Raw genomic sequence first — 23261 nt, 5'->3', positions numbered from 1 at the left:
ATGCTCTGGTCAAGGACGCGCAAACAGCCCGTCGATCTCGCTTTGAAGTACGTCCGGGCCATTGAGCGCTGGGCCATTGATAGTCTGCTCACGGTAAAGTCGCTCGGAGGCCGTCTCCGCCTCCTCTGCGTCAACGACGCCGGCGCACCCTGCAATCCTGTTCAGTCGAACCTCCAGCGTGCCCAAGATGTCCGCAACCTTGCTTAGCCGCTGGCCGACCAGATCGTGGAAGCCGCAAGCTTCCAGTATGGCGATGGCGTGGCTGTGGACATCGCTCGTCCCGCCGTCCGGCGCGGCTAGAATGGCTTCTGCAGACGTCAGGATCCGATCGACGCCGTCGTCGGCCTCTCGGCGCATGGCGACAATTTCAGCCAGGGCTGCGGGCAGTCGCTCAGCGCTCATACGGCGCGGGGCCAGAGCGCCGACAACCGCGCGCAGCTCCATCAGGCTCTCACGCAGGGAAGCGACCTCGCTGGAAGCCGCTCGGTCATCACCTGCGGCAAGGTAGAGGTCTGGCGCTGGGCGCTGGGGCGAGGTCACCGGTGCATCGACTCCTTGGCTGCGGGGCGCTCCCGCCTGATGTCAGAACTCTCCGAAGATGGTCGACATCTTTTGCTTCAGGGTCTCGGCGTTGAAGGGTTTGACAATGTAGTTGTTGGCCCCGGCCTGCTTGGCGGCGACGACGTTTTCCGTCTTGCTCTCGGCCGTGATCATGATGAACGGCGTGCGGCTCAGGGCAGCGTCTCCCCGCACGGACTTGAGCAGGTCGTAACCTGTCATCGGCTCCATGTTCCAGTCGGAGATCACTAGGCCGTAGGATTTGCGCTTGAGCTTGCCCAGGGCCTCTTCGCCACTGGCGGCTTCGTCGAGATTATCAAAGCCCAGCTGTCGCAGCAGGCTGTGAACGATCCTGATGGTGGTCTTGTAGTCATCGACAACAAGGATAGGCATCGAAGCGTCGGCGGCCATTCTGTCCTCCAGGAATCCGGTCAGGACGCACCTGAACACAGGTCTGTAAAAATATGCTTGTGATGCTATCTGGGGCATCTTGTCGCACCCAAAATGGGTATTCGCCGGGTCGAACCCGCGAGTGTTCTTGCACGAAAACAGTATTTCAGACTCCGAGCCCGCCAAGGCGCTGACACACGCCTTTGTCGAAGTGTTGAGGGCCTCAGACGAGGGCCAGCCCGTAACTGACAATTAACTAACAGGGACCAGCCTCAATATCTGAAATTCCCGTCCGGAAACCGACCCATGGCCAGCCACGACTCGATCGACCAGAGACTCGATTTTCTCGGGTTGGATCGCGACGCGCGCAGCGCCCTCCGGGCGGCCGGCGCGCTGGTGGCTCAGGAACTGCCAATCGCCCTGGACCGTTTCCACGACCAGGTCCGCGCCGCTCCGGACGCTCGACGGGCCTTTGGCGACGATAGCCGGCTCGACAGCAGCAAGGCTGGCCAGATCCGCCATTGGGAAACCATCGTCCGGGGTGACTTTGATCAGGCCTATTTCGACAGCGTCGCGGAAATGGCCAAGGCCCAGGGGACGCACAGGCTGGAGCCGCGCTGGCGCATCGCGGGCTACGCACAGCTGCTGGACGGACTAATGCGCCGCATGATCGGCGAAGCGCACGGCGGCGGGTTCTTGAAGTTCGGCCAACGCAAGAGCGGCAAGGACCTGGCCGCTCAGATGACCGGCGTCATGAAGGCGGTGCTTCTCGATCTGGACATTTCGATCGCGACCTATCTCGAGGCCGTCGAGGCCGACAAGCAGCGGGCCATGATCGACATGGCCGAACGCTTCGAGGCCAGCGTCGGCAAGATTGCGGGAACCGTCGCCGACCAGGCCCGCGAACTCGAGGCGACCGCACGCATGATGGCTGATACGGCGACCCGCACCAGCGAGCAGTCAACGACTGTCGCCGCCGCCGCCGAACAGGCCACGGCCAATGTCGCCATTGTGGCCTCCTCCTCGGACGAGATGGGCAAGTCGGTCGCCGAGATCGCCCAGCAGGTCAATCACTCGACCACGATGGCCGGCCAGGCGGTGTTGCGGGCCCAGGCCACCGGCGAAACCATCGACCGCATGTCCCGCTCCGCCGAGAAGATCGGCGAGGTGGTCCGGTTGATCAGCGACATTGCCGGCCAGACCAATCTGCTGGCCCTGAACGCCACGATCGAAAGCGCCCGCGCCGGCGAGGCCGGTCGCGGCTTTGCCGTCGTCGCCGCCGAGGTCAAGAGCCTGGCCACCCAGACCGCCAAGGCCACGGAAGACATAGCCAGCCAGATCGGTGAGATCCAGCTGATCACGGGCGACACCGTGATCGCCATCGCCGACATTCAGCGCACGATCGATGAGATGAATACGGTCTCGGTTGCGATCAACGCCGCTGTCGAAGAGCAGTCCGCAGCGACGCGCGAGATCGCCCGCAACACCAATGAAGCAGCCAATGGCACCCAGGACGTGTCGCGCAACATCTCGGAAGTGCTGCTTGGGGCCAACCAGACCGGGGCCGCCTCGCAACAGGTGGTGATGGCCTCGCAGGAACTGGGGCGGCAGGCCTCGACCCTGCGCGCCGAAGTCGACGCCTTCCTGCGTTCGGTTCGAGCCGCCTGATGGCGACCGTCACAACCCGTCAAGCCGATAGGCGCCGCCATGGATGACCTAATCTCCGACTTCCTGACCGAGGCCAATGAGAGCCTTGAGGTCATCGATATCGAGCTCGTCCGGTTTGAAGCCCATCCGGATGACCGGCCGGCGCTCGACAAGATTTTCCGGCTTGTTCACACCCTGAAGGGCACCTGCGGCTTTCTTGGCCTGGGTCGACTGGAATCCCTGGCCCATGCCGGCGAGACCCTGCTGGGTCGGTTCCGGGACGGCAAGCTGCAGGTCAGCGGCGAGGCCGTCACCCTGGTTCTGAAGTCGATCGATCGCATCAAGACGGTGATCGACGGCCTGGGCGCAACGGGCTCGGAGCCGGCCGGTGATGATGGCGATCTGATCACGGCCCTGGAAGCCATGGCGATGGGCGCGCCCACGCCGAAGACCCCTGAGCCCGAGCCTCAGGTCGAGGGCTATGATCCTGTTCTGGGCCGCGCCCTGCGCCCGGGCGAAGTCTCTACGGCTGATCTTGATGCAGCGTTCGCCGCTGCGGAAGGCCCGGCCGATTTCGCCCCGCCGCCGTTGCCCGAGCCCTCTATCCCGACGCCTGAAGCGCGCCCGGTGGACACCGTCGACGAGGATGCCGCGCCGATCGCGGCGGCTCAATCGATCCGGGTCGGCGTGGATGTGCTCGAAGACATGATGACCCTGGTCTCCGAACTGGTCCTGACCCGCAACCAGCTTCTGCAGATCAATCGCGGCCGGTCCGACGACAGTTTCTCACCGCCCCTGCAGCGCCTGTCGACGATCACCGGCGAACTGCAGGACAGCGTCATGAAGACGCGGATGCAGCCGATCGGTCAGGCCTGGAAGAAGCTGCCCCGGATCATTCGCGATCTGGCCAACGAACTGGACAAGAAGATTGATCTGGTGCTTGAGGGCGAGGCCACCGAGCTGGACCGTCAGGTCCTTGAGCAGATCCGTGACCCCCTGACCCACATGGTCCGCAACTCGGCCGATCATGGCCTCGAGGGCCCGGGGGACCGACGGGCGGCGGGCAAGGCTGAAACCGGAACAATCCATCTTTCCGCCTATCACGAAGGCGGTTCGATCGTGATCCGCCTGCGCGACGACGGCCGCGGCCTGGATACGGCCCGGATCCGCGAAAAGGCGATCGAGAAGGGCCTGCTGACCCGCGCCGACGCCGAGGCGCTCAGCGAGAGCCAGGTCCATCGCCTGATTTTCGCGCCCGGCTTCTCGACCGCGGCGGCCGTCACCAATGTCTCCGGCCGTGGCGTCGGCATGGACGTCGTGCGCAGCAATATCGAGCAGATCGGCGGCCAGATCGAACTGCAGTCGACCTTTGGTTCCGGCTGCACGGTCACCATAAAGATCCCCCTGACCCTGGCCATCATCTCGGCCCTGATCGTCGGGGCCAGCGGCGAGCGGTTCGCGGTGCCCCAGGGGGCCGTGCTCGAACTGATCAAGATCGGCGAAGGCGCCGAGCACCGGACAGAGGTCATCGAACAGGTCCGTATGGTCCGGCTGCGGGAACAGCTCGTGCCGCTGATCGACCTAGGCGCCGAGCTTGGCCTGACCCAGGCGGTACAGCCCAATTTCGTGATGATCATGAAGGTGGGAAGCCACCGCTTCGGGGTCATCGTCGAGGAAGTCATCGATACCGAAGAGATCGTCGTCAAACCGCTGGCCAGTGTGCTGCGCGGCATCTCGGTGTTTTCGGGCGCGACCCTTCTGGGTGATGGCTCGGTCGTGCTGATCATCGAGCCCAATGGCCTCTCACAGCGCGCCGGCGAGATGCCTGTGGCCGCGAGGCGGGCGATCGACGCCGCCGCAACGAGCGACGAGGACACCAGGATCGAGCGCAAGACCATGCTGCTAGTCCGTGTCGGATCCGGTGCGCTCAAGGCTGTTGAACTGGGCCAGATCACCCGTCTGGAGCATGTGCCGGTCGGCGAGTTGCAACATCTCGGCGCGCGCGCGGCCCTGCAGTATCGTGGCAAGCTGATGCCGGTCCTGTGCGTCGACGAGGACCAACGCCTGAAGACGGAGGGCGTTCAGCCCATTCTGGTCGTCTCCGGCATGCTCTACGCCATGGGCCTGGCCGTCGATCGCATCGTCGATGTGGTCGAGACGCCCGTGACGATTGAGCTGAGCCCCACGAAGACGGGCATCATCGGCACAGCCCTGATCAATGGCCGGGCCACCGAAATCATCGACCTCGACCATTTCATGATCATGGCCCTGGCAGAGCATGCCCGGACCGGACCGGCCAGTCAGGCGGATCAAGCCCAGGAGGCGGCATGAGCGTTCGCGACTATGTGACCGTCCGCGTGGGCGGCCATCTGTTCGGGATCGAGGCGCTTTCGATCCAGGACGTCTTCTATCCCCGGAACATCACGCCCGTGCCCCTGGCGGCCCATGAGATCCTGGGTGTGCTGAATCTGCGCGGCCGGATCGTGACGGCTGTCTGTGCTCGCCGGCGGCTGGGACTTCAGCCCCGCGAGGCCGGCGCCCCCGAGCCCAAGGCGGTCGGGATCGAGGTCGGCGGTGACAATTACGGCTTGATCGTCGACCAGGTCGAATCCGTGATGAAGCTGGATTCTGACGAGATGATCCCGCCTCCGAACAACCTGCCGCCGCGCTGGGCTGAAATCATTCCGGGCGTATTCAGATTGCCCGACTCCCTGCTGGTGATCTTCGATGCGCCCCGACTGCTGACCGCCGGCCTGCAACTGGGCGTCGCCGCATGACCCGGTTCCTGGTGGTGGACGACAGTGGGGTCATCCGCAAGGTGGCCCGGCGGATGCTTGAAACCCTGGGCTATGCCGTGGATGAAGCTATCGACGGCGAAGACGCTTTGAAGGCCTGTCTCGGCGCCATGCCCGACGGTGTGCTGCTGGACTGGAACATGCCCAATATGGACGGCCTGGCCTTCCTGGAAGCCCTTAGAGCGTCGCCGGACGGCGCCCGGCCAAAGGTGTTGTTCTGCACCACTCAAAACGATTTCGACCACATGGCCGCCGCCATGGAAAAGGGCGCAGACGAGTATCTGTTCAAGCCCTTTGACCAGTCGACCCTGGAGAGCAAGCTGACCATTATCGGGATCGCCCCGTGACGGCGCAGCCAACACCTGCCGCTGCCCGAGCCGACCGTGTCAGGGTCATGATTGTCGACGATTCCGCAGTCGTGCGCGGCATGGTCTCGCGATGGCTCGAAGCCCGGGCCGACATCGTCGTCGTCGCCCTGGCGGTCGACGGACTGCAGGCCCTCAAGAAACTTGAGGAACACGAGATCGATGTCTGCGTCCTCGACATCGAGATGCCCAACATGTCAGGCCTGGAGGCCCTGCCCAAGCTGCTGGCCTTGCGTCCGCGCCTGAAGGTGATCATGGCCTCGACCCTGTCGGAGCGCGGGGCGGAGATAACGCTTCGGGCGCTGACCCTCGGAGCGGCCGACTTTATCCCCAAGCCTTCGACCAGCCGCATCGGCGGCGCGGAGGCCTACCAACGCGACCTGATCGAGAAGATCGTCCAACTGGGCCGCCGGCGCGCGCCGGGGCTCGAGCGGCCCATCAAATCCTATCTGAAGCCGCCCCCTGAGCCCCTGTCCGCTCCGCCCGTCGTGCGCAATGGCCCGCGTCCAAGTCGCAAGGTCCGGCTGGAGGCGCTGGTTGTGGCGGCCTCCACCGGTGGCCCCCCGGCCCTGCGCGAGGTGATTTCTGGCCTTGGCGCTGAATGGCGCGGACCGATCCTGATCGCTCAGCACATGCCGCAGGGCTTCACCAAGGCCCTGGCCCAGATGATCGGGCGGGTGACGCCGATGACCGTCAAGGAAGGCGAGCACGGCGAGCCGGTGACCGATGGGGTGATCTATATCGCGCCGGGCGGGTTCCACATGATCGTCGAGCGCGGCCGGGACGGCGCGCCGACTGTGCAGCTCAATCAGGGTCCCGAGGTGCATTGGTGCCGTCCGGCGGCCGACCCGCTGTTCATCAGCGCCGCCGAGATGTGGGGCGGGGCGGCGGCCGGCATGGTGTTGACCGGCATGGGCCATGATGGTCGCGACGGGGCGCGGGCCCTGGCGGCTTGCGGCGCGCCGGTCCTGGTTCAGGACGAGGCCAGCAGTGTCGTCTGGGGGATGCCGGGGTCCGTCATCCAGGCGGGCGTGCCCGCCGAGGTCCATCCTCTGTCGGCCCTGGCGCCGCAACTGTTGCAGTGGACGCGGGTGGGTACGGCATGAGCACGCCCGATCTCAAGCATTTCAGAGACCTGCTGCAGTCGCGGACCGGCATCGTCCTGGACGCCAGCAAGGCCTATCTGATCAATACCCGGCTGGCTTCGGTCGCCGGCACCAGTGGCTATGAAACCGTCGACGCCCTGCTGGCGGCCATCCGCAAGGCGCCGGTCGAGCGGATCGTCGAGGCGGCGATCGACGCCATGACGACCAACGAGACGCTGTTCTTTCGCGATCAGAAGCCGTTCGATCTGCTCCGACGCACCTTCGTCGACCTGGGCCGCAACCGGCGCGGGCCAATTCGGCTTTGGAGCGCCGCCTGCTCGACCGGCCAGGAGCCCTATTCCATCGCCATGCTCTGGCAGGAGGTGGCCCATCTGCTGCCCGGGGTGAGCCTCGAGATCATGGCGACGGATCTGTCGCGCGAATGTCTGGCCAAGGCTCAGGCCGGGATCTATTCGGGCTTTGAAGTGCAACGGGGCCTGCCGGTCCAGAAGCTGATGAAGCACTTTGAACGGGTGGGCGAGAGCTGGCGGATCAAGGCTGATATGCGGGGCGCCGTGACCTGGCGGCGCTTCAACCTGCTCGAGGACCCCGGCCATCTGGGCCGCTTCGACATCGTGTTCTGCCGCAATGTGCTGATCTATTTTGACACCAGCACCCGTACGGCGATCCTCGAGCGCATTGCGCGCCAGGTCGTCGATGATGGCTACCTGGTGCTTGGCGGCTCCGAAACGGTGATGGGCGTGACCAACGCCTTCCAGGCAGGTCCTGACGCCGGCCTCTATGTTAAGGCCCCCACCACCCGACCGGCGACGGCCCGACTGACGGCTTGAGCCTCAGCGCTCGGCTCGCGAACGAAGGCCGGATATCAGGCCGACCGCAAGGCGGCGAAGGGCTCAGGGTCGAGTGCGGCGCTGATCGCGGCCAGCAGGCCGCTGGTCGAGATCGGCTTGAGCAAGCGACCTTCGAACAGGCCGGCCCGCGACTCGGGCAAGGGCCCGTTGTCGGCTGAGCACAGGACCATCGGGGAGTATCGATTGGGTCCGACGCCGGAGCGGATGGTCTGGGCCGTATCCACGCCGGACAGGCCCGGCATGTGCCAGTCCATCAGGATCACGTCATAGGGGTGAGCCTCCGCCGCGGCGATGGCGTCCCGGCCGTTGGCGACCGTATGCACCGATAGGCCCAGCGGCTGCAGCATGAGGCTGATGACCTCGGCGATCTCGCTCTGGTCGTCGACCACCAGGACCTTCAAACCGGGGGGCAGGACCGGAGTCTCGGCTTCCAGGCTCAGGCGCGTGGCGTCACAGGCGGGGGCCGGCAAGGCGAACCAGAAGGTCGAGCCCTGCCCCTCAAGACTGTCGACCCCGATTTCGCCGCCCATGGCCTCGACCAGGCCCCGACAGATGGCCAGACCAAGACCCGTGCCGCCAAAGCGGCGTGAGATCGAGCCGTCCACCTGCGAGAACCGCAGGAACAGCCGCGCGACCTGCTCGGGAGAAATGCCGATCCCGCTGTCGGTGACCGCAAGCCGCACAAGGCCGGTCTGCGGATCATGGGTCGCCTTGACCGAGACCTGGCCGGTCTGGGTGAACTTGATGGCGTTACCCACCAGATTGACCAGCACCTGACGGATCCGCTTGGCGTCGCACAGCAGGAACGGTGGCAGGGCGTCCAGACCTTCACAACGCAGGTCGAGGCCCTTCTGCGCGGCCTGGCCGTGCAACAGGTCCAGGGTCTCCACGACCAGGGGCGCCACGGCGGTCGCCTCGGTCAGGATCTGGATCTCGCCGGCCTCGATCTTGGAGAAGTCCAGAATGTCATTGATCGTCGACAACAGGGTCCGTCCGCCGGCGGCGATGCGGTCGGCGGCGAGGCGCACACGGTCGGAAAGCTCTTGCTCGCCCTGGATCTGTTGCGAATAGCCGATCACGCTGGTCAGGGGCGTGCGCAGCTCATGGCTCATATTGGCCAGGAACTCGGCCTTCGCCGCCGCAGCGGCCTCGGCCTGCTGGCGGGCCCGGATCAGGTTCTCTTCCATCTCGCGCCGCTCGGTCACATCGCGGAAGGTCGAGTTCACCAGCAGGGTCTGGCCAGACTCGTCCTTGATCAGGGAAGGGCTGCCCTCCAGCCAGACATAATGGCCTGCCTTGGTCCGGACCCGCAGTTCGGCATGGCCGGTCGGTTTGGCGCCCGAGTTCTGGAAATGGGACGCCGCTGTGTTCAACGCAGTCGCGACATCGTCGGGATGGATGAACTCGATCAGGCGCAGCCCGACCAGTTCATCCGGCCTATAGCCGAAATTGATCGCCGAGGGCGAGGCATAGCGGATCACTCCGTCGACCCCGAACTGCAAGGTCAGATCGCGCGCGCCATCGGCGAGGATGCGATAGCGACGCTCGCTGGACTCGGCCTCCACCTGGGCAAGACGCGCTTCCTGGTGAGCCAGCGTCAGGGCGGCCTCGAAGGCCTTGCGCTCGGTGATGTCGCGCGAGACGTCGACGAACTCCTTCAGCTTGCCGGTCTTGGGGTCCCAAATCGCGAAGGGTCGGGACTCCATGACACGATACTCATCGGCGTGATTTCGGATCCGCGACTCGATAGGTTCCAGACGCACGCCCGGTTCGGCGGCCAGGCGCCCATAGTACGCCGCCAGGCGGGGGACATCCTCCGGATGCATGAATTCGCTGGTAAAATGACCGACCAGATCCTCGGGCTCGAAGCCGAGGATGTCCCGCACGACCGGGGAGACAGACAGGGTCCGACCATTGGGGGCTAAGCGCATTATGACGTCGCGCGACCCTTCGGTGAGCAGGCGAAACTGCTCGTCACGTTCGGCCAGGGCCTGTTCGGCCCGCTTGCGAGCCGTGATGTCCCGGATCGCGTGGACCAACTCCACAATGCTGTTCGAGACGGGATCCCGGAGGACACGAGGGTGCGTCTCGATCCAGATCACCTCGCCGTCCCTGCGGGCCATGCGATACTCGGCGACCAGCTCGTCGTTCTTGATCTGGCCGCTCAGGAGGGGCCCAAACTGGCTCACGGTCCTGGGCTGGTCCTCGGGGTGGACCAAATCCAGCAGATTGCGACCCTTGAGGTCATCAATGGCAAATCCCAACACACGCTCGCAGGCCATCGAGACGTAGGAGATGATGCCGTCGGGTCCGCAGACGACGATCATGTCGTTACTGTTCTCGGCTATGCGACGGTAATGGGCTTCGCTCTGGGCCAGTTTTTCGCGCATGGCCCGGCTGTCGGTCATGTCCTGGGCGACGCCGCTGATCCGGATCAGATCGCCCGCCGCCGAGGTCTGGCCTGCCAGGGTCGAGGTCAGGTGACGGGTCTCGCCATCAGAACGGCGGACCCGATAGTCGCAGGAAATGACCTTGCCCGGCAGGATCGCGACCTGGTTGATCGCGGCCTCGATGGCCGGGATGTCGTCCGGGTGGATCTGGGCATAGAGGCTGGACAGGTCCCTGGCCGGCGCAGCCGGGTCTGAGCCGTGCAACCGGTGAATGGCCGGGGAGCCCTCCCAGATGCCGCTGTCCAGATCGTAGGACCATTTGCCGACGCCCAGCAGGCGCTCGGCGCTGGTCAGCTGGATCTCAGCAACATTCAGGCGCGACTCGGCGATGCGCATCGCCAGCAGCACCCCGAGACTCGCGGCGACCTCGGTCAGAACGGCCTTGGCCCGGCTGCTGATCGATCGCCGGGGCACGTCGTCAATGGCATAGAGCGCGGCCAGAAAGACGCCCTGCTCGTCGTGGATGGCGGCCGCCGTCAAGGAGCCGCTCTCGGCCGCCGCGCGCTCGACCAGAGCGCCTTGGGCGTCGAGCCCCATGGCCAAAAGGCCGTCAGTCCGCTTCAGTCGGGCGATCAGGGCCTTGTCTCGAACTGACGCCGACGCTTCAGGCCAGGCCAGCCCGATGGTGCTCTGGTCGAGGATCCGGGCGACGCCGCGCAGGACCATGGTCAGGCGGGGATCGCCCTTGGCGCCCGGCGTCTGGATCCGGCGGTCCGCACTCATCCGAACAGCCGGTCGATCTCGTTCATGGCCTCAGCCTGCTCCGGGGTCTGGGCCTCGCCGTTCTTGGGCTGCCCCCCGTCGCGGAAGCGGCTGATCGAGGTCATCAGCCCGCTGGCCTCGCCGGCCAGGGACTGGCTGGCGCCGGTGGCCTCGGCGACCATCGCCGCATTGTTGCGCGTGATTTCATCAATCAGGGTCACGGCCCCATGGATGGCGCTGATGCTGTCGCTCTGCTTGCGGCTGGAGGTGGAGATGCCCTGCACCAGACCGTGGATCTGCATGACCTGACCGACAATCTCGGTCAGGACCTGACTGGTCTGGGACACCTGATTGCCGCCGGCCGCCACCTCGGCATTGGCGCGCGTGACCAGGGCGCTGATCTCCTTGGCCGCCGCCGCCGAACGCTGGGCCAGGGCGCGGACTTCCTGGGCCACAACGGCGAAGCCGCGTCCGGACTCGCCCGCCCTCGCCGCCTCGACCCCGGCATTGAGGGCCAGGAGGTTGGTCTGGAAAGCGATCTCGTCGATCACCGTGCTGATCTTGCCGATCTGGCCCGACGAGGCCTGGATGCGCGCCATGGCGTCGATGGCCCCGTCCATCACCGTCGTCGAGCGCTCGGCCGACTGCTTGGCGGTGGCGACGACACTGAGGGCCTCATCGGCCGTGTTCGTGGTGACGGCCACTTCCCGGTGCAGGATCTGCAGAGATTCCGCCGATTCCCGTACCGAGGTCGCCTGCTGCTCCGTGCGCGACGACAGACGCTCGGCGGCGCGCGACAGCTCCGAGGCCCCGAAGCTGACGGCTTCCGTCGCCTCCAGGATCGAGCCCATGACCGTGCCCAGCGCCTCCATGGAGGCGTTGAAGTCGATGCGAAGCTGGTCGAAGCCCGGCCCGAAGCGCTCGGTCATCCGGATCGACAGATCGCCGACCGCCAGACGCTCGAGCGCATCGCCCAGCTGGTCGATGATCGCCGCGTGATCGGCCGACAGACGCTCAACCTGTTCGGCCCGGGTCAGCAGCTCGTGCTGATAGGACTGGATCTCGCTCTCGTGGGCCAGGCGCGCCGTCTTGCGCTGCAGGGCGGCGCGCCGGAAGGTGTCGACCGAGCGCAGCATGCTGCCGATCTCGTCCTTGCGATCCAGAAAAGGCGGCTCGACGTCATATTGGCCCTCGGCCAGTCCGGCCATATAGGCGGTCGTCCTCTTCAGAGGCGCCAGAACCGTACGGCGTAGATGCAGGATGATCAGCAAGCTCACGATCAGCCCGACGCCGGCCAGGACCATGGCCTCAAGCTGGGCCTGTTCCATCCGATTGATCAGGGCGGCTTCCGTCGCGGTGTGCTGGGCGGTGATGCGCTGCATCAGGTTCTGTCGCTGGGTGCTGAGGCTGTCTAGGTCAGCTGTCAGGGCCAGGGCCGCCGCGTCGAAATCGGCCATCAGGGCGTTGCCCGCAGAGGTGCCGTTGTCGACATAGGCCTGGGCCATGGTCACGCCGCTGGCGTAATAGGCGTCAAACGCCGTCTGGGAATTGGCCAGGCGCTGGGCCAGTTCCGGCGCCTCCAGCGCCAAAGACAGCTTGCGGGCCCGGGTGGCATCCTGCGTGTAGCGCTGGCGGAAGGCCTCGGCCTGGTCAAAGCCATCGGTCAGGCCGTCCTCGCCGCGCGTCGCAGCGATATCCTGCAGGAACTGCTGAACCTGGATGGCATCGAACTTCATCGCCGCGATGGACTGGTTCAGCTCGAAGGTGGCCGAGGTGATCTGGGCGTCGCGCTGGTTCTGCAGCCGCCTTTCGCTCAGATCATGGCTCGCCGACGCCGCCCACAGGCCCGCGACCAGCACGATCAGACCGCCCATCAGGACGAGCGCGATCGACATCTCCCGGGCGATGCGCTTGTTGTCTCTCGACGGTCGCCTGTCTTTCGCCACCGCTAAGATCATGCAAGTCCCCAATCTCTTGGCGCGATCATGGTTGTTGAAGCTTAACGCGCGGGAAATAGGGATTCAGATTGGCCCCTAGCTGCGACAATTTGACTTGCAGCAGCAACCGACTGAAATCGATTGTCCATCCGGCGGCCATTTCCCGCACTACAGGCTGCTCGACCAATCTGATTTTGACGGCAACACGCTTGAGCGATATGGCCCTGAGACTGGTTTTGACCTTAGTGGCTTGGCCAATACCGGCACTGGAGGCGCGCGATGGAAATCCTGGTGGTCGAAGACGACGAGTCCATCCGCAACCTGATTGTTTCCCAGCTTCAGGACGCCGGCTTTGAGGTGTCGACCGCAGCGGATGGCCTCGAAGGCCTGGCGGCCATTCGCGACCGCCGGCCGGACGCTGTGCTGCTCGATATCAACATGCCGCGCATGGACGGTTTCACCGTGCTGGAAAGGCTGAAAAACGACCCCGAGACCAGCGACCTTCCGGTTCTGATGCTGTCGGCCCAAAGCTCGCCGGAAGACATCCGTCGCGCCGTCCAGTTGGGGGCAAACGACTATATCGGCAAGCCGTTCGAGAGCCGGCAATTGCTGCGTCGGGTCGACCGCATGATCCGCAAGATCACCCCGGCCTGAGGGCCTTTCAGGACCATGCGCGACCCCATGACGCAGCTCAGAATGGGTAGTCAAGGCGCTTTCTAACGGTGCATTAACCAACGGCGCTGGAAGCTCGATCATCGCTCTTCCGGGGTCACGCCATGAAACTGTCGTCCGCGTTCGCCATCCTCGCCGGCGTGTTTGCCTTGTTCCTCGCGGTTGCTGGAGGCGTGGTCTGGAACAGCATCGAGACCCTGCGGATCGGCGGAGCCAATTACGCAGGCATCATCGACAACAAGGACGCCATCGCCGACGTCCTGCCGCCGCCGATCTATGTCATCGAAGCGTACATGACCGCGCACCTCGCCGAAGATGCGCCCGAGAATCTGGCCGCCAACAAGGCCACCCTGAAGCGCCTCAAGTCCGAGTACGATCAGCGGCTGGCCTACTGGCAGGGCAAGGCCTTGAAGCCTGAAATCAAGGCGGCGATTTTCGGCGACTCCGATCGCCATGCCCGTGAATTCTGGACGATCGTCGAGGATGGGCTGTTGCCGGCAATCGACCGTGGCGACCGCGCCCAGGTCGAGGCCAAGGTGCTAGAAATGACCGCGGTCTTCGAAAAGCATCGGGCCGCCGTCAATCTTATGGTGCCGGTCATCCAGGCCGAGGCCGCACGCCAGGAAGAAAACGCCCAAAAGGCGCAGACCTTCGCTTTCGGCATCCTGCTGGCCCTCGCCCTGGCCACCGTGGCCCTGTTGGCCGCCGCCACCATCATTGTCCGCAAGCACGTCCTGGCCCCGCTGGAAGACACCACCGGCCTGATGAACGCCCTGGCCAATGGCGACCTGAATGTCCGCTCGACCCACACCAAGCGGTCCGACGAGATCGGCGCCCTGGCCAAGGCTCTGGAAAAGTTCCGTACCAACGCCCAGGAGCGCCAGCGTCTGGAGGCGGCCTCTTCGAGCCAGAAGGACGTCGAGGTCGAGCGCGCCCAACGCATGGCTGAACTGGTCGAAGCCTTCACCGGCAAGCTCGACGACGTGATCGGCGGCCTGACCTCCTCGTCCCAGGAACTGCACACCTCGGCGGTCAATCTCGACAACAGCTCCACCAATGCCAGCCGCCAGGCCGAACAGGCCGACGAAGCCGCGCGCAACACCTCCAGCCACATCGAGGAAATCGCGGCGGCCACCGGTCAGCTGCGCATCGCGGTCGAGGAAATCTCCAGCCGTATCGCCGAGTCGGCCCGCATCTCCAGCGAAGCCGAAGCCATCGGCCTGGAAACCGAGAAGGTCATCGAACAGCTGGCTGACGCCACCCGTCAGGTCGAGGAGGTGACGTCCCTGATCAGCGACGTGGCCGACCAGACCAACCTCCTGGCCCTGAACGCCACGATCGAAGCCGCCCGCGCCGGTCAGGCCGGCCAGGGCTTTGCCGTCGTCGCCGCTGAGGTCAAGCAGCTCGCCACCCAGACCACCAATTCGACCGGCGCGATTTCCAAGCGGATCGCCGAGATCCAGCAGGTCAGCCGCACCACGGCGACGGGCGTGCGCTCGGTCCTGTCGGCCATGACCCAGGTGCGCGAAATCTGTGCGGCAGTCGCGGCGGCGGTCGAGGAACAGGCGGCGACCACCAGCGACATTTCCGATCGCGCCCTCGGCGCGGCCCGCGGCGCTTCTTCGGCTGCCCGCGGGGTGGAAAGCATGACCATGGCCACCGCCGAGGCCGGCGAGTCCAGCCGCCGCCTGCTCGACACCTCGGGCAAGGTCAACGAAGCCACCGACACCCTGCGCCGCGAGGCTGATGCGTTCTTCAAGGCCCTGAAAGCGGCTTGATCGCGCGCGGGTTTCTCAGCCTTTCACGCCGCGCCCGATAGCGGGCGAGGCGCCGGCGGCCGAGGTCGTCACGGCTCCCGGATGGCCCGAGAGAGGGCCAGGGCCGCGCCCGCCGCGCCGCCGGCGTCGTAGGCCTCTGGCGACACCATGCGGGTCGCGCGGCGCACGGTCTTTAGCTTGAGATCGAGCTTGTCGAGTTCAGCGTCGACGACCGACGCCTTGAGGACAACAAGATCACGCCCGGCGCCGGTGTTGGCCTGGTCGCGCCGGGCCTTCATCGCCGTCAATTTGGCAGCGATGGACGCGACCATGCCCAGGGTGAAGGACGCATTGGCCATGTGTCGCTCCTGGTGCCGAAACCGCTGATAGTCGGCACTGGTCTTGTAGCGGCCGAGCTCGGAGCGAACGGCGAGATCGATCAGTTCGGTCAGGCAGTGCGCGGCTTCAACATCGGATCGGAGCCCAAAAAAGACGTATCGCGCCTCGCCTGCCGGGTTTTTCTCGCGCCAGACCCGGCAATCGCAGAAGTCCGCGATCGCGCCAACGCAATCGTCCAGCGGTATGCGCTTGTTGCGATGGGTCTCGTAGTCTCGCCGCTCGCACGGCGCATCACGGATTTCGACATCGGTCAGCGACAGGTCGTAGCGATCCAGCAACTCGGCGACCTTGGCGGCGGCTGACAGGGCCTCGCCTTCGGTGCAGCCGTTGTCGGTGGTCTTGGCGCGCAGCCCCTGGATGCGGGTCTTGAGCCTATCGAGGGCGGCGAGATCGGGATTGTCGTTCACGGATGAATCCCGAAAAGGTCGATTTCGCGCACCATCGGCACCAGCCCATCAGGTTTGCCTGAGCGCCCGTACGGTCCAGCGTAGCGGGCGAACAAGGCCCGACAAACCCGTGTGTTGTGGAAATCCGTCCTGGTGGTTGGAGGCGTGTGCAGTTCGGAACCCATATTCGGACCTGCGTCAGTCCGGATCGCGGTCTAAGCCCCGACAGCGTTGACTTCTCTTGTTTGAGGTATGAGAACGTTCGCGGAACATGGCGCAGCGTCCCTTTGATCCCGGCGTTCCGCTCGGCCAGTACGCCGGGCAGGCAGACGTGCTGCTGATGTGCAACGGCTGCACCTATGCGCGCCAACTGCTACTGGTCTCAGTGATTGCCCGGCTCGTCGAGCGAGGCGTGGGTGGCGAACGTACCGGCATCCGCGCCGTGGCCCGTTTAATGACCGGCCCGTGCCCAGCCTGCGGCGCGTGGAAATGGGAAACGCGGCCGGACTTTCCCAGCATCCCAGGGCAGAACGGCATCACGCCGCGCAGCGAGGCCCAGAACGCAAAAAGCCCGCCACCCCGGTTAGGGTGACGGGCTTCTGATAGGCTTAGCGTCGAGCAGTCAGGGCGACGGGACTGGCGCGGGTTCCGGCTCCAGCTCGACCGTCTTGACGTACTTAGCCCAGAGCGCCGCGATGCGCGGATACCATTCGCGCCAGGCTACGACCTCGGCGCGGAGGACGTGGCAGGCGCCGTAGTTCTCGACGACGGTGTCGGCGACTTCAGAGAGCGCAACGCCGGAAGGGGCTTCGACAGGTCCGCCGGGGGCGGCGGGAAGGGCGGACCCAAGAGCTGCGGCGTCGTGCATCCACACAAAGCCGTCAGGCACGACAGTAGAGCGATCGACCTCAAACGGGACATAGACAGGAACCTCCTCTTTCAGGATCTGGGTGCGCCAGCGGATCTCGACGGTCTTGGTGTCGAGGCGCTGGCGGACATCCTTGCTGATCGCCGCGCCTTCCTCGGCGACCTTGGCGACGACTTTCTTGCCGACCTTCAGACGCTCGGCCTGCGCAGCCTGTTCATGCCGGACACCCGCGTGATAGCGCAGCTCGCCATAGCCGAGGGCGGCCAGCAGACAGGCCAGGACGATGGCGACCTTCTGGCCGGTCGGCGTGCGGATGAGACGCAGCGCGCCTTTGCCCAGACGCGTGGCCAGGACGACGACGCTGGCGACGGCGGTCGAGATCACGACCAACCTCCAGCCATAAGCGCCTCTTGGAAGTCCATCGCGTGCTCGGCGATCTTCTCGGCCTTGTCGGTGCCGTTGATGATCCGCCGCGCGCCGATGAACTGCCCACGCGCCGCAACGCCGGCGGATATAGGCAGGAAGCTCACCAGTCGATGGCCGGTGAACCACCCCTCGCGCATGCCCACCTCAAGGATCTTGGCGGCCACATCAGGGCGCATGGCAAGATCCGGATTGTCGACCAGCGGCACGCCCAGCTTGATCTGCGCCTTGAGATAGTTGGCCTGCCAGGTGAGCTGCACGTAGCCCCGGCCGCAGTAGCGCGCACCGTCGCCGGCCTTGACGTTGCCATGCGATCTGGCGCGATCGGGATCGCGACCTTCGATGTCGTAGAGCCGCCGCAGATACTCAGGGCCGCCCATTTCCTTGATCGGCTGCATCGTGCCGGCGGTCTCGTGGTAGGTCGTGGCAAGGCCGTAGGCGACATGGGCCAGCGGCCAGGTCTTGCACGCGGCGAGGATCGCTTCGCAGCCGGCGACCTCACCAGCCGTCAAGGTCGGGCCAAGCAGGTCGAAGTCACGCACGCGATCGAAGAACGCCTTGGGATTGACCAAGGGCATGGCGGTATCCTTTCACGATGTCAGGGATGGAAGGGCGCGAACGGCGTTCGCGCGAGATCAGGTCGTCGGCTCAGCGCCGGAAGGTTCGGAGGGCTCGGCCGGCAGCTTGGCCGGGGCCTGCCGGTGCAGGTTCTCCAGCATGACCAGAGCGGTCACCGCCAGGACGATCAGCAGCAGCGCCTCGCGCGCTGTGGCGTGGCCACCGCCGCGCAGGATCGACAAGGCCACGACGGCGCATGTGACCGACAGGGCAAGCAGCGAAGCCCAGACCCGGCCAGGCGCGGTACACCAGCTCCGAAATACCGGTTTGAGCATGTAGGCGCGCAGGGCAAGCCAGCCGCTGGCCAGCGTTCCGGCGATGATGGCGACGACGTCGAGCGGGGGATGGGTCATCATTCGCCCCCCGCCCGGTCGGCCTGTTTCTCGGCCCAGCGCAGGGCCTTCGGAAACAGCAGCGGCAGCAGCTCGAAGCCGAACACCCCGAACACGAAGGCCAGCAGCCCGGCGTCGCGCAGGCTCGGCCACGGGATGACGGCGGTCAGACGCTCGGCCAGGGCGTAGGTCATCAGCAGACCGCACACCGCCGCGCAGGCGGCGTTGAGCGCAAGCCCCCTGACATCCTGCGGCGTGACGGGTGTACCGCTGCGCACCCGAGTGGTGAACAGGTACAGGCCATAGAGGCCAGACCCCGACAGGGCCATGAGGTATCGCCCGATGGTCTCGGGGTCTCGCCAGGGCATCTGGCCCCTCCTTTGTTTTGAAGATTTGATTTCAGATCGCGCTTGCCGTGAGTTCACGGCCCCGCTCGCTGCAAAACAACGAGACAGAAATTTTGAGCAGAGATCGGGAACTAGCTCTTCGCTTCTACAGCGACGCGGTGACACGCCGCTGGAATGCAAGCCTACGGCAGGAACGGCGCCGGCTTGCGCTCTAGGTCCGGCATGCACCCTTGGCTTTCAAGATCGGGTGCAGTGCCGAAAACCAGCGCTCAGCCATTGCGCGATAGGCGGCGTTCGTCGGGTGGTTGATGCCGTTCGAGTAGGCGACGCTCTTGGGATGTCCTGATGCGTCCACGAATAGAGAATACTGATCGACCGCCGTTACGTGCTTCCCGGCGATCTCGCTTTCGATGAACTGATTGTAGGCTTTCACTGAAGCCGCGCTGGACGCGTAGGGGGCGATCTTTGCGACTAGGATACGGGCTCTGGGCTGGATAATGCGCGTCGCCCAGATCATGTAGCGAAGGCCAACTTTCGTCGCTAGCGGAACTCGCGAACCAGTACGCGCTAGATCGTTAATCCCGGCGTAGATAACCACGACGTCCGGGTTGTCTGCGATAAGCCAGAACGGGAACCACACGGCCAATCTTTTGACGGACTTTCCGCCATAGCCGCGATGTCCGTCTTGCCCAGCTGACCGAAGATCGACCCCAACAGGGCGCGGTGTCTCCCAGCGACCCTTCCAAGGTTCCTTGCTGCCGCCGACCAGTCGAATCCGACATCCGGCCCTTTGGGCCTCTGCGACGACTGCACCGCGAAATCCGAAAGCAAACGGCTCAGACCATCCTTTCACCGTGTATCCGGCGACTATGGAGTCGCCGACGAACATTAAGCGCGGCGTCGCCGGGCGAATTAACCTGGTGCTGTAAAGACTGATTGCCAGAACAAGCACACCAGCGAAAATCCACGTCAACTTGCGCATGACTCCCCCGACATAGCCGCCACAGCTTGGACACCATAGGGCGCTTGCTGCCTTAACGCGAGATCGGCGCTCTTAGCGAGGCCCTAGTAGGCTTTTTGAACCTGCGCCAGTGGGTGTGGGGGTGTAGCCGCCACATCCAGCCCATGGCAGGGCGATAGCGGACATGGAGACACAGTTCTTGGGTCTTTCGCCGGAGGCGATCAGGCCGATCGCGCAACCACAGACCTTCCAAGTAGCGGTGCATCCAGTTCAGAACCGTCAATAAAGCCATGAAGCCGATTAGACGAATTTCCGGGCTCATCGAAGCCTCGCGCGGAAATTCGTCAATAGACGCACTGCACAAACCAGCAAACTTAGAGCACCCTCGATCACCAGAAAGAGAGTGAGGGGCGTTCCCAGATGCGCTTCAATCATCGGTCACAGCCCGAGCTGCAGTAGGGCTGCGCGCTCATACTGACGATGCTCAAACCAGCCAGGATGGTTGTAACCACTGGTGATCTCGTTGGCAGAGCCGAGACATTGCGCGGGCGCACCCATCGCCCCGAGGTTCCGGTCGTCGTCGATCATGGTCATCGAGATGTAGGCGGCACCCGCATCCATAGCGGCGGCCTCGATGGCGTCATTCGTGTAGTTGGTGTTCGCCAGGGACAGAACGCTGTTGCCGCGCGGAACGCCAAATAGAACGACCTCCGCACCACTTGCCTGTAGTTGGCCAGTCATGTTTACGAGGTTCGCGTAGGTATAGGTCTGGCCCGCCTCGTTGCGGCCGTAGCCGACACCACAGGCATCCAGCGCTGCGGCGAGCACGACATCAAGCCTGGGCTGATAGAGCCCGTGCGGCAGTGTCCCACCTTCAAGGGTGTTGAGGCTCTTGGTCGATCCAATTCCGAAGTTGTAATAGGTGACGACCCCAGAACCAGCGATGGCATCGAGGGCGCGCTTTATTGCCCAATTCCAGCCCAGCTTACCATTTGCCGCGATATCGGCGTTGATCAACGCGATGGTGTCGCTCGGATACGCTGAGAAGTAGTAGGCGACCAGATCCCGCCAGGCGCCATTGGCGACGTATTGATCCGCCAATGTGCCGGGCTTCGCGTTTGTGTCCTGAAAAGCCGTGAGGCTGTCGCCATAGCCGCCCCATTTGATCGCCGCGCCGCGCGCCGCCTTACCCAGCGTGCGGCGAAGGATGTGGCGGTTCCGAGCGACATGAGCCGCCATCTCGCCTTCGCGCCCAGTCTTGATCAGACCCCGAAATTGAGAGGCGTTCACGGCGACAGCGGTCGCCGAGCCCACCAGAGCAGTAGCGAGATGAACGCTGCCGGCGGTCTTGGCGGGCTGGTACTCGATGGCGTCGACGTTCACGTCCCGCTCGGTTCCAGCAACCCGGCTCACCACACCCGTCACCCGATCCGCAACGATCAAATCCAGGCGTTCCTTGCCGCTGGCCGCCGCCGGCAGGGCGACCGTGCTGACAATCGCCAGGTCGGCGCCGTTCTTGTGGATGCGGCCATCCACGCTCAGGTTCAGGCCAGTGACCGACACCTCGACATAGGGCGCGGCCAGCAGATCGACGTCGGTGGAGCCGGACGCGTTGGCGCTGAAGCTCTTCACCGTTCGGAAGGTGAAGCCGATCTGAAGCCGAACGCTGGTGGTCACAGCGCTATCAGTGAAGGTCGTCAGATCGCCGGCAGCGGCATAGTAACCGCCGCTGTCGCCCGCCACGGCGGTGTAGGGGATGAAGTTGAGCGGCGAATAGAAGCCGATCAGATCGCCTGCTTCGACCGGCCAGTTGCCCAGCGCGTCGGCGGTGTATTCGTAGGCGCCCGAAGCGCCGACGGTGATGGCAAGGTCGGACCCGACCTGGGTGAACAGGTCCCCGACCTTGTGGAACCGCCGCAGCTTGATCGTGCCCGCCGACTTGGCCCAGAAGTCGACCTTGTCCAGCACCCCTGCATTCTCGACCGGGTTGGCGAATACAAAGGTGGTCGCAGCGGCGTTCGACCCCGTCGCCACGGCGACCGGCAGACCCACGGTGACCACTTCGGTCAGGAGATCGACCCCCGCAAGAGCGGCCGTCGCGTCCTCGGCGGCGGTGTTCGCCGTGTCCTCGATCGCATCGACCCTGGCCGGGGTGACGGGGAAATATTCGACCTCAAAGCTGACCTGATACTGGATCGTGGTCGTGATGCCGTTGGAGTCGGTGAACGACGTCTGGTTGCCGTTCGACGAGTAAAGGCCGCCGCTGTCGCCGGTCGCGGTCAGATAGTCGATCCCTGCGGGGGCATACCAGCCCAGGTGTTGGCCAGCCTCGAAGGGGATCGACACGGCGACGGCGGTAGCCCCCGAGACCGCGACGTCATGATCGACGCCAGACTGCGTGAAGTCGAACCCCGCCTTATCGAAGACCCTGAGCTTGACGCCATATGGACCCTCAGAATGGCCCTGCGCCTTGAACACGCGGACCACACCCGCGTGAGGCTGCGGGTCGGCGAAGGCAAAGGTCCCCTCGGAACCTGAAGTCCCAGTGGTCGGCGTGGCTGGCCGGCCAACAAAGCCAGTCGTGACGCTTGCAGCGACGGCCGCCGAGGACGCGACGACGTCGGCTTGCAGATCCTCGATCGCCGTGTCGACCGCGTCGGCACGTTCCTTTGTGACGACCAGGTACTCGAGATCGAAGCCGATCTGAAGCTGAACGTTGGTCGTAACCGTCGCATCGGTGAACGCCGTCAGGTTGCCAGCGGTCGCGTAATAGCCGCCGCTGTCGCCCGCCGTCGTGGTGTCGTAGTCGATCCCGTTCGACGGGGTGTAGTAGCCGATGCGTTGGCCCGCCTCGATAGGGATGGCGACCGTCTTGTCGTTCAGACCCGTCGTCATCGCCACGGGATAGTCAGGGCCAACCTGGGTGAAGTCGTTCCCGGCCTTGCTCCAAACCCTGACAATGATCGTGACGCCCGCGCTGACATAGGCGCGCACGTGCTTGATCACGCCATCATGGACGGCGGGATTGGCCAGGACGAAAACCCCGGCCGTGGCGTTGGAGCCGTTGGCGGGCGAAGCGACCTTGCCGAGAACCTCGACATCCGACCATTCCGAGATCGCCGTGTTGACCTGATCGCGCGCCACCTCGGCGGCTGTCTTCGCCGTCTCAGCCGCCACGACCTTGGCTTGCAGGCCGGTCGCGAGAACAGCATCGCCCCACCCCTCGGCCGTCTTGGGGCCGTAGAAGTCTCCAGTTTCCAGATCGATCGCCATGTCACCGGCGATGCCGAGGTCAGCGTCCGGCTCACCATCGACCGAATACAACGCAGACCCGCCCCGCCCGCCATAGACGCCGAGATCCTTCCATTGGCCTGTGATGCGGATATAGGCGTGACCGTTGTTCTCGACGACATAGGTGTCGCCGTTCGCTGCCCCGCCCGGCAGATCGCCGACATTGGCCACAGTGCCATTAAGGTTCAACAATCCGATCTGGTCGGTGACCGTCCGCTGCGCTTCGAGGTTGTCGGCAACCTGCGCCGCCAGCGTGGACGGGATATTGAACTGGTCGAGCAGGGCGACCTTGGCAGCGAGGTATTCCGGCCGGGTCATCTCCTCGGCGGCATAGGCCTCGTCGAGCGCCAGGTCTTCGGCCGCGAATTGTGCGTTGCTGAGCATCACGCCCCCATGGGTTGCCGCC

The 23261-nt window shown here is 64.8% G+C and carries 19 protein-coding genes and 3 pseudogenes; 11 read left to right on the top strand and 11 right to left on the bottom strand.

Annotated features, from left to right (window positions below; genetic code table 11):
• Positions 1-9: 9 nt before the first annotated feature.
• Both ACW176_RS09085 and ACW176_RS09080 read right to left on the bottom strand, forming a co-directional pair.
• Positions 10-540 (bottom strand): hypothetical protein, encoded by a 531-nt coding sequence (locus tag ACW176_RS09085; RefSeq protein ID WP_492111712.1) that lies wholly within the window; start codon positions 538-540, stop codon positions 10-12.
• A gap of 42 nt (positions 541-582) precedes the next feature.
• Positions 583-969, bottom strand: coding sequence for a response regulator (locus tag ACW176_RS09080; RefSeq protein WP_492111711.1), 387 nt, complete (start codon positions 967-969; stop codon positions 583-585).
• A 285-nt stretch (positions 970-1254) separates the two neighbouring features.
• Here ACW176_RS09080 and ACW176_RS09075 point away from each other — a divergent pair.
• The 7 genes and pseudogenes from ACW176_RS09075 to ACW176_RS09045 all read left to right on the top strand — a co-directional run.
• Positions 1255-1743 (top strand): annotated as a pseudogene (locus ACW176_RS09075) (protoglobin domain-containing protein); the annotation flags it as partial.
• Positions 1744-1788: 45 nt separating this feature from the next.
• Positions 1789-2616: pseudogene (locus ACW176_RS09070) on the top strand (methyl-accepting chemotaxis protein); the annotation flags it as partial.
• 39 nt (positions 2617-2655) lie between these two features.
• The gene (locus tag ACW176_RS09065; RefSeq protein ID WP_492111710.1) at positions 2656-4926 is read left to right on the top strand and encodes a chemotaxis protein CheA; all 2271 of its coding nucleotides are present in this window, start codon (positions 2656-2658) and stop codon (positions 4924-4926) included.
• Positions 4923-5372, top strand: a complete 450-nt coding sequence (locus tag ACW176_RS09060) for a chemotaxis protein CheW (protein WP_492111709.1) — start codon at positions 4923-4925, stop codon at positions 5370-5372. Before ACW176_RS09065 ends, ACW176_RS09060 begins: the two co-directional genes overlap by 4 nt.
• Complete coding sequence (locus ACW176_RS09055; protein ID WP_492111708.1) at positions 5369-5737, top strand: response regulator; 369 nt, start codon at positions 5369-5371, stop codon at positions 5735-5737. The genes ACW176_RS09060 and ACW176_RS09055 overlap by 4 nt, the downstream gene beginning before the upstream one ends.
• A gap of 47 nt (positions 5738-5784) precedes the next feature.
• The gene (locus ACW176_RS09050) at positions 5785-6861 is read left to right on the top strand and encodes a protein-glutamate methylesterase/protein-glutamine glutaminase (protein WP_492111707.1); all 1077 of its coding nucleotides are present in this window, start codon (positions 5785-5787) and stop codon (positions 6859-6861) included.
• Positions 6858-7691, top strand: a complete 834-nt coding sequence (locus ACW176_RS09045) for a CheR family methyltransferase (protein WP_492111706.1) — start codon at positions 6858-6860, stop codon at positions 7689-7691. The genes ACW176_RS09050 and ACW176_RS09045 overlap by 4 nt, the downstream gene beginning before the upstream one ends.
• A gap of 35 nt (positions 7692-7726) precedes the next feature.
• Here ACW176_RS09045 and ACW176_RS09040 read toward each other — a convergent pair whose 3' ends face one another.
• Positions 7727-10885, bottom strand: coding sequence for a PAS domain-containing hybrid sensor histidine kinase/response regulator (locus ACW176_RS09040; RefSeq protein ID WP_492111705.1), 3159 nt, complete (start codon positions 10883-10885; stop codon positions 7727-7729).
• A complete protein-coding gene (locus tag ACW176_RS09035; protein WP_492111704.1) occupies positions 10882-12759 on the bottom strand; it encodes a methyl-accepting chemotaxis protein in 1878 nt (625 codons plus the stop codon). The genes ACW176_RS09040 and ACW176_RS09035 overlap by 4 nt, the downstream gene beginning before the upstream one ends.
• 321 nt (positions 12760-13080) lie before the next feature.
• Between ACW176_RS09035 and ACW176_RS09030 the strand changes: the two genes are divergently transcribed.
• The 3 genes and pseudogenes from ACW176_RS09030 (at position 13081) to ACW176_RS09020 (ending at position 15251) form a co-directional block, all read left to right on the top strand.
• Positions 13081-13455: a response regulator gene (locus tag ACW176_RS09030; protein WP_492111703.1), complete on the top strand. Its 375-nt coding sequence runs from the start codon at positions 13081-13083 to the stop codon at positions 13453-13455.
• A gap of 122 nt (positions 13456-13577) precedes the next feature.
• Positions 13578-14336: pseudogene (locus tag ACW176_RS09025) on the top strand (HAMP domain-containing protein); the annotation flags it as partial.
• 78 nt (positions 14337-14414) lie between these two features.
• The gene (locus ACW176_RS09020; RefSeq protein WP_492111898.1) at positions 14415-15251 is read left to right on the top strand and encodes a methyl-accepting chemotaxis protein; all 837 of its coding nucleotides are present in this window, start codon (positions 14415-14417) and stop codon (positions 15249-15251) included.
• Between the two features lie 68 nt (positions 15252-15319).
• Here ACW176_RS09020 and ACW176_RS09015 read toward each other — a convergent pair whose 3' ends face one another.
• Positions 15320-16036, bottom strand: coding sequence for a DUF2786 domain-containing protein (locus tag ACW176_RS09015; RefSeq protein WP_492111702.1), 717 nt, complete (start codon positions 16034-16036; stop codon positions 15320-15322).
• Between the two features lie 250 nt (positions 16037-16286).
• Between ACW176_RS09015 and ACW176_RS09010 the strand changes: the two genes are divergently transcribed.
• Positions 16287-16607: a hypothetical protein gene (locus ACW176_RS09010; protein WP_492111701.1), complete on the top strand. Its 321-nt coding sequence runs from the start codon at positions 16287-16289 to the stop codon at positions 16605-16607.
• Positions 16608-16637: 30 nt separating this feature from the next.
• On the opposite strand, the gene ACW176_RS09005 is transcribed toward ACW176_RS09010, so the two are convergent.
• The 6 genes from ACW176_RS09005 to ACW176_RS08980 form a co-directional block, all read right to left on the bottom strand.
• Complete coding sequence (locus ACW176_RS09005; RefSeq protein WP_492111700.1) at positions 16638-17267, bottom strand: hypothetical protein; 630 nt, start codon at positions 17265-17267, stop codon at positions 16638-16640.
• Positions 17264-17878: a glycoside hydrolase family 19 protein gene (locus ACW176_RS09000; protein ID WP_492111699.1), complete on the bottom strand. Its 615-nt coding sequence runs from the start codon at positions 17876-17878 to the stop codon at positions 17264-17266. The genes ACW176_RS09005 and ACW176_RS09000 overlap by 4 nt, the downstream gene beginning before the upstream one ends.
• Before the next feature lie 63 nt (positions 17879-17941).
• Entirely contained in the window at positions 17942-18277 is a 336-nt protein-coding gene (locus ACW176_RS08995) for a hypothetical protein (protein ID WP_492111698.1), read from the bottom strand.
• The gene (locus tag ACW176_RS08990; RefSeq protein WP_492111697.1) at positions 18277-18624 is read right to left on the bottom strand and encodes a hypothetical protein; all 348 of its coding nucleotides are present in this window, start codon (positions 18622-18624) and stop codon (positions 18277-18279) included. Before ACW176_RS08990 ends, ACW176_RS08995 begins: the two co-directional genes overlap by 1 nt.
• 190 nt (positions 18625-18814) lie before the next feature.
• Entirely contained in the window at positions 18815-19585 is a 771-nt protein-coding gene (locus ACW176_RS08985; RefSeq protein ID WP_492111696.1) for an SGNH/GDSL hydrolase family protein, read from the bottom strand.
• Between the two features lie 417 nt (positions 19586-20002).
• A complete protein-coding gene (locus ACW176_RS08980) occupies positions 20003-23239 on the bottom strand; it encodes a hypothetical protein (protein ID WP_492111695.1) in 3237 nt (1078 codons plus the stop codon).
• Between the last annotated feature and the right edge of the window lie 22 nt (positions 23240-23261).

This window comes from Caulobacter sp. FV1ye13L (genome assembly GCF_058681155.1).
The sequence above is the reverse complement of the archived record's forward strand: the minus strand, read 5'-3'. Positions and strand labels throughout refer to the sequence as shown.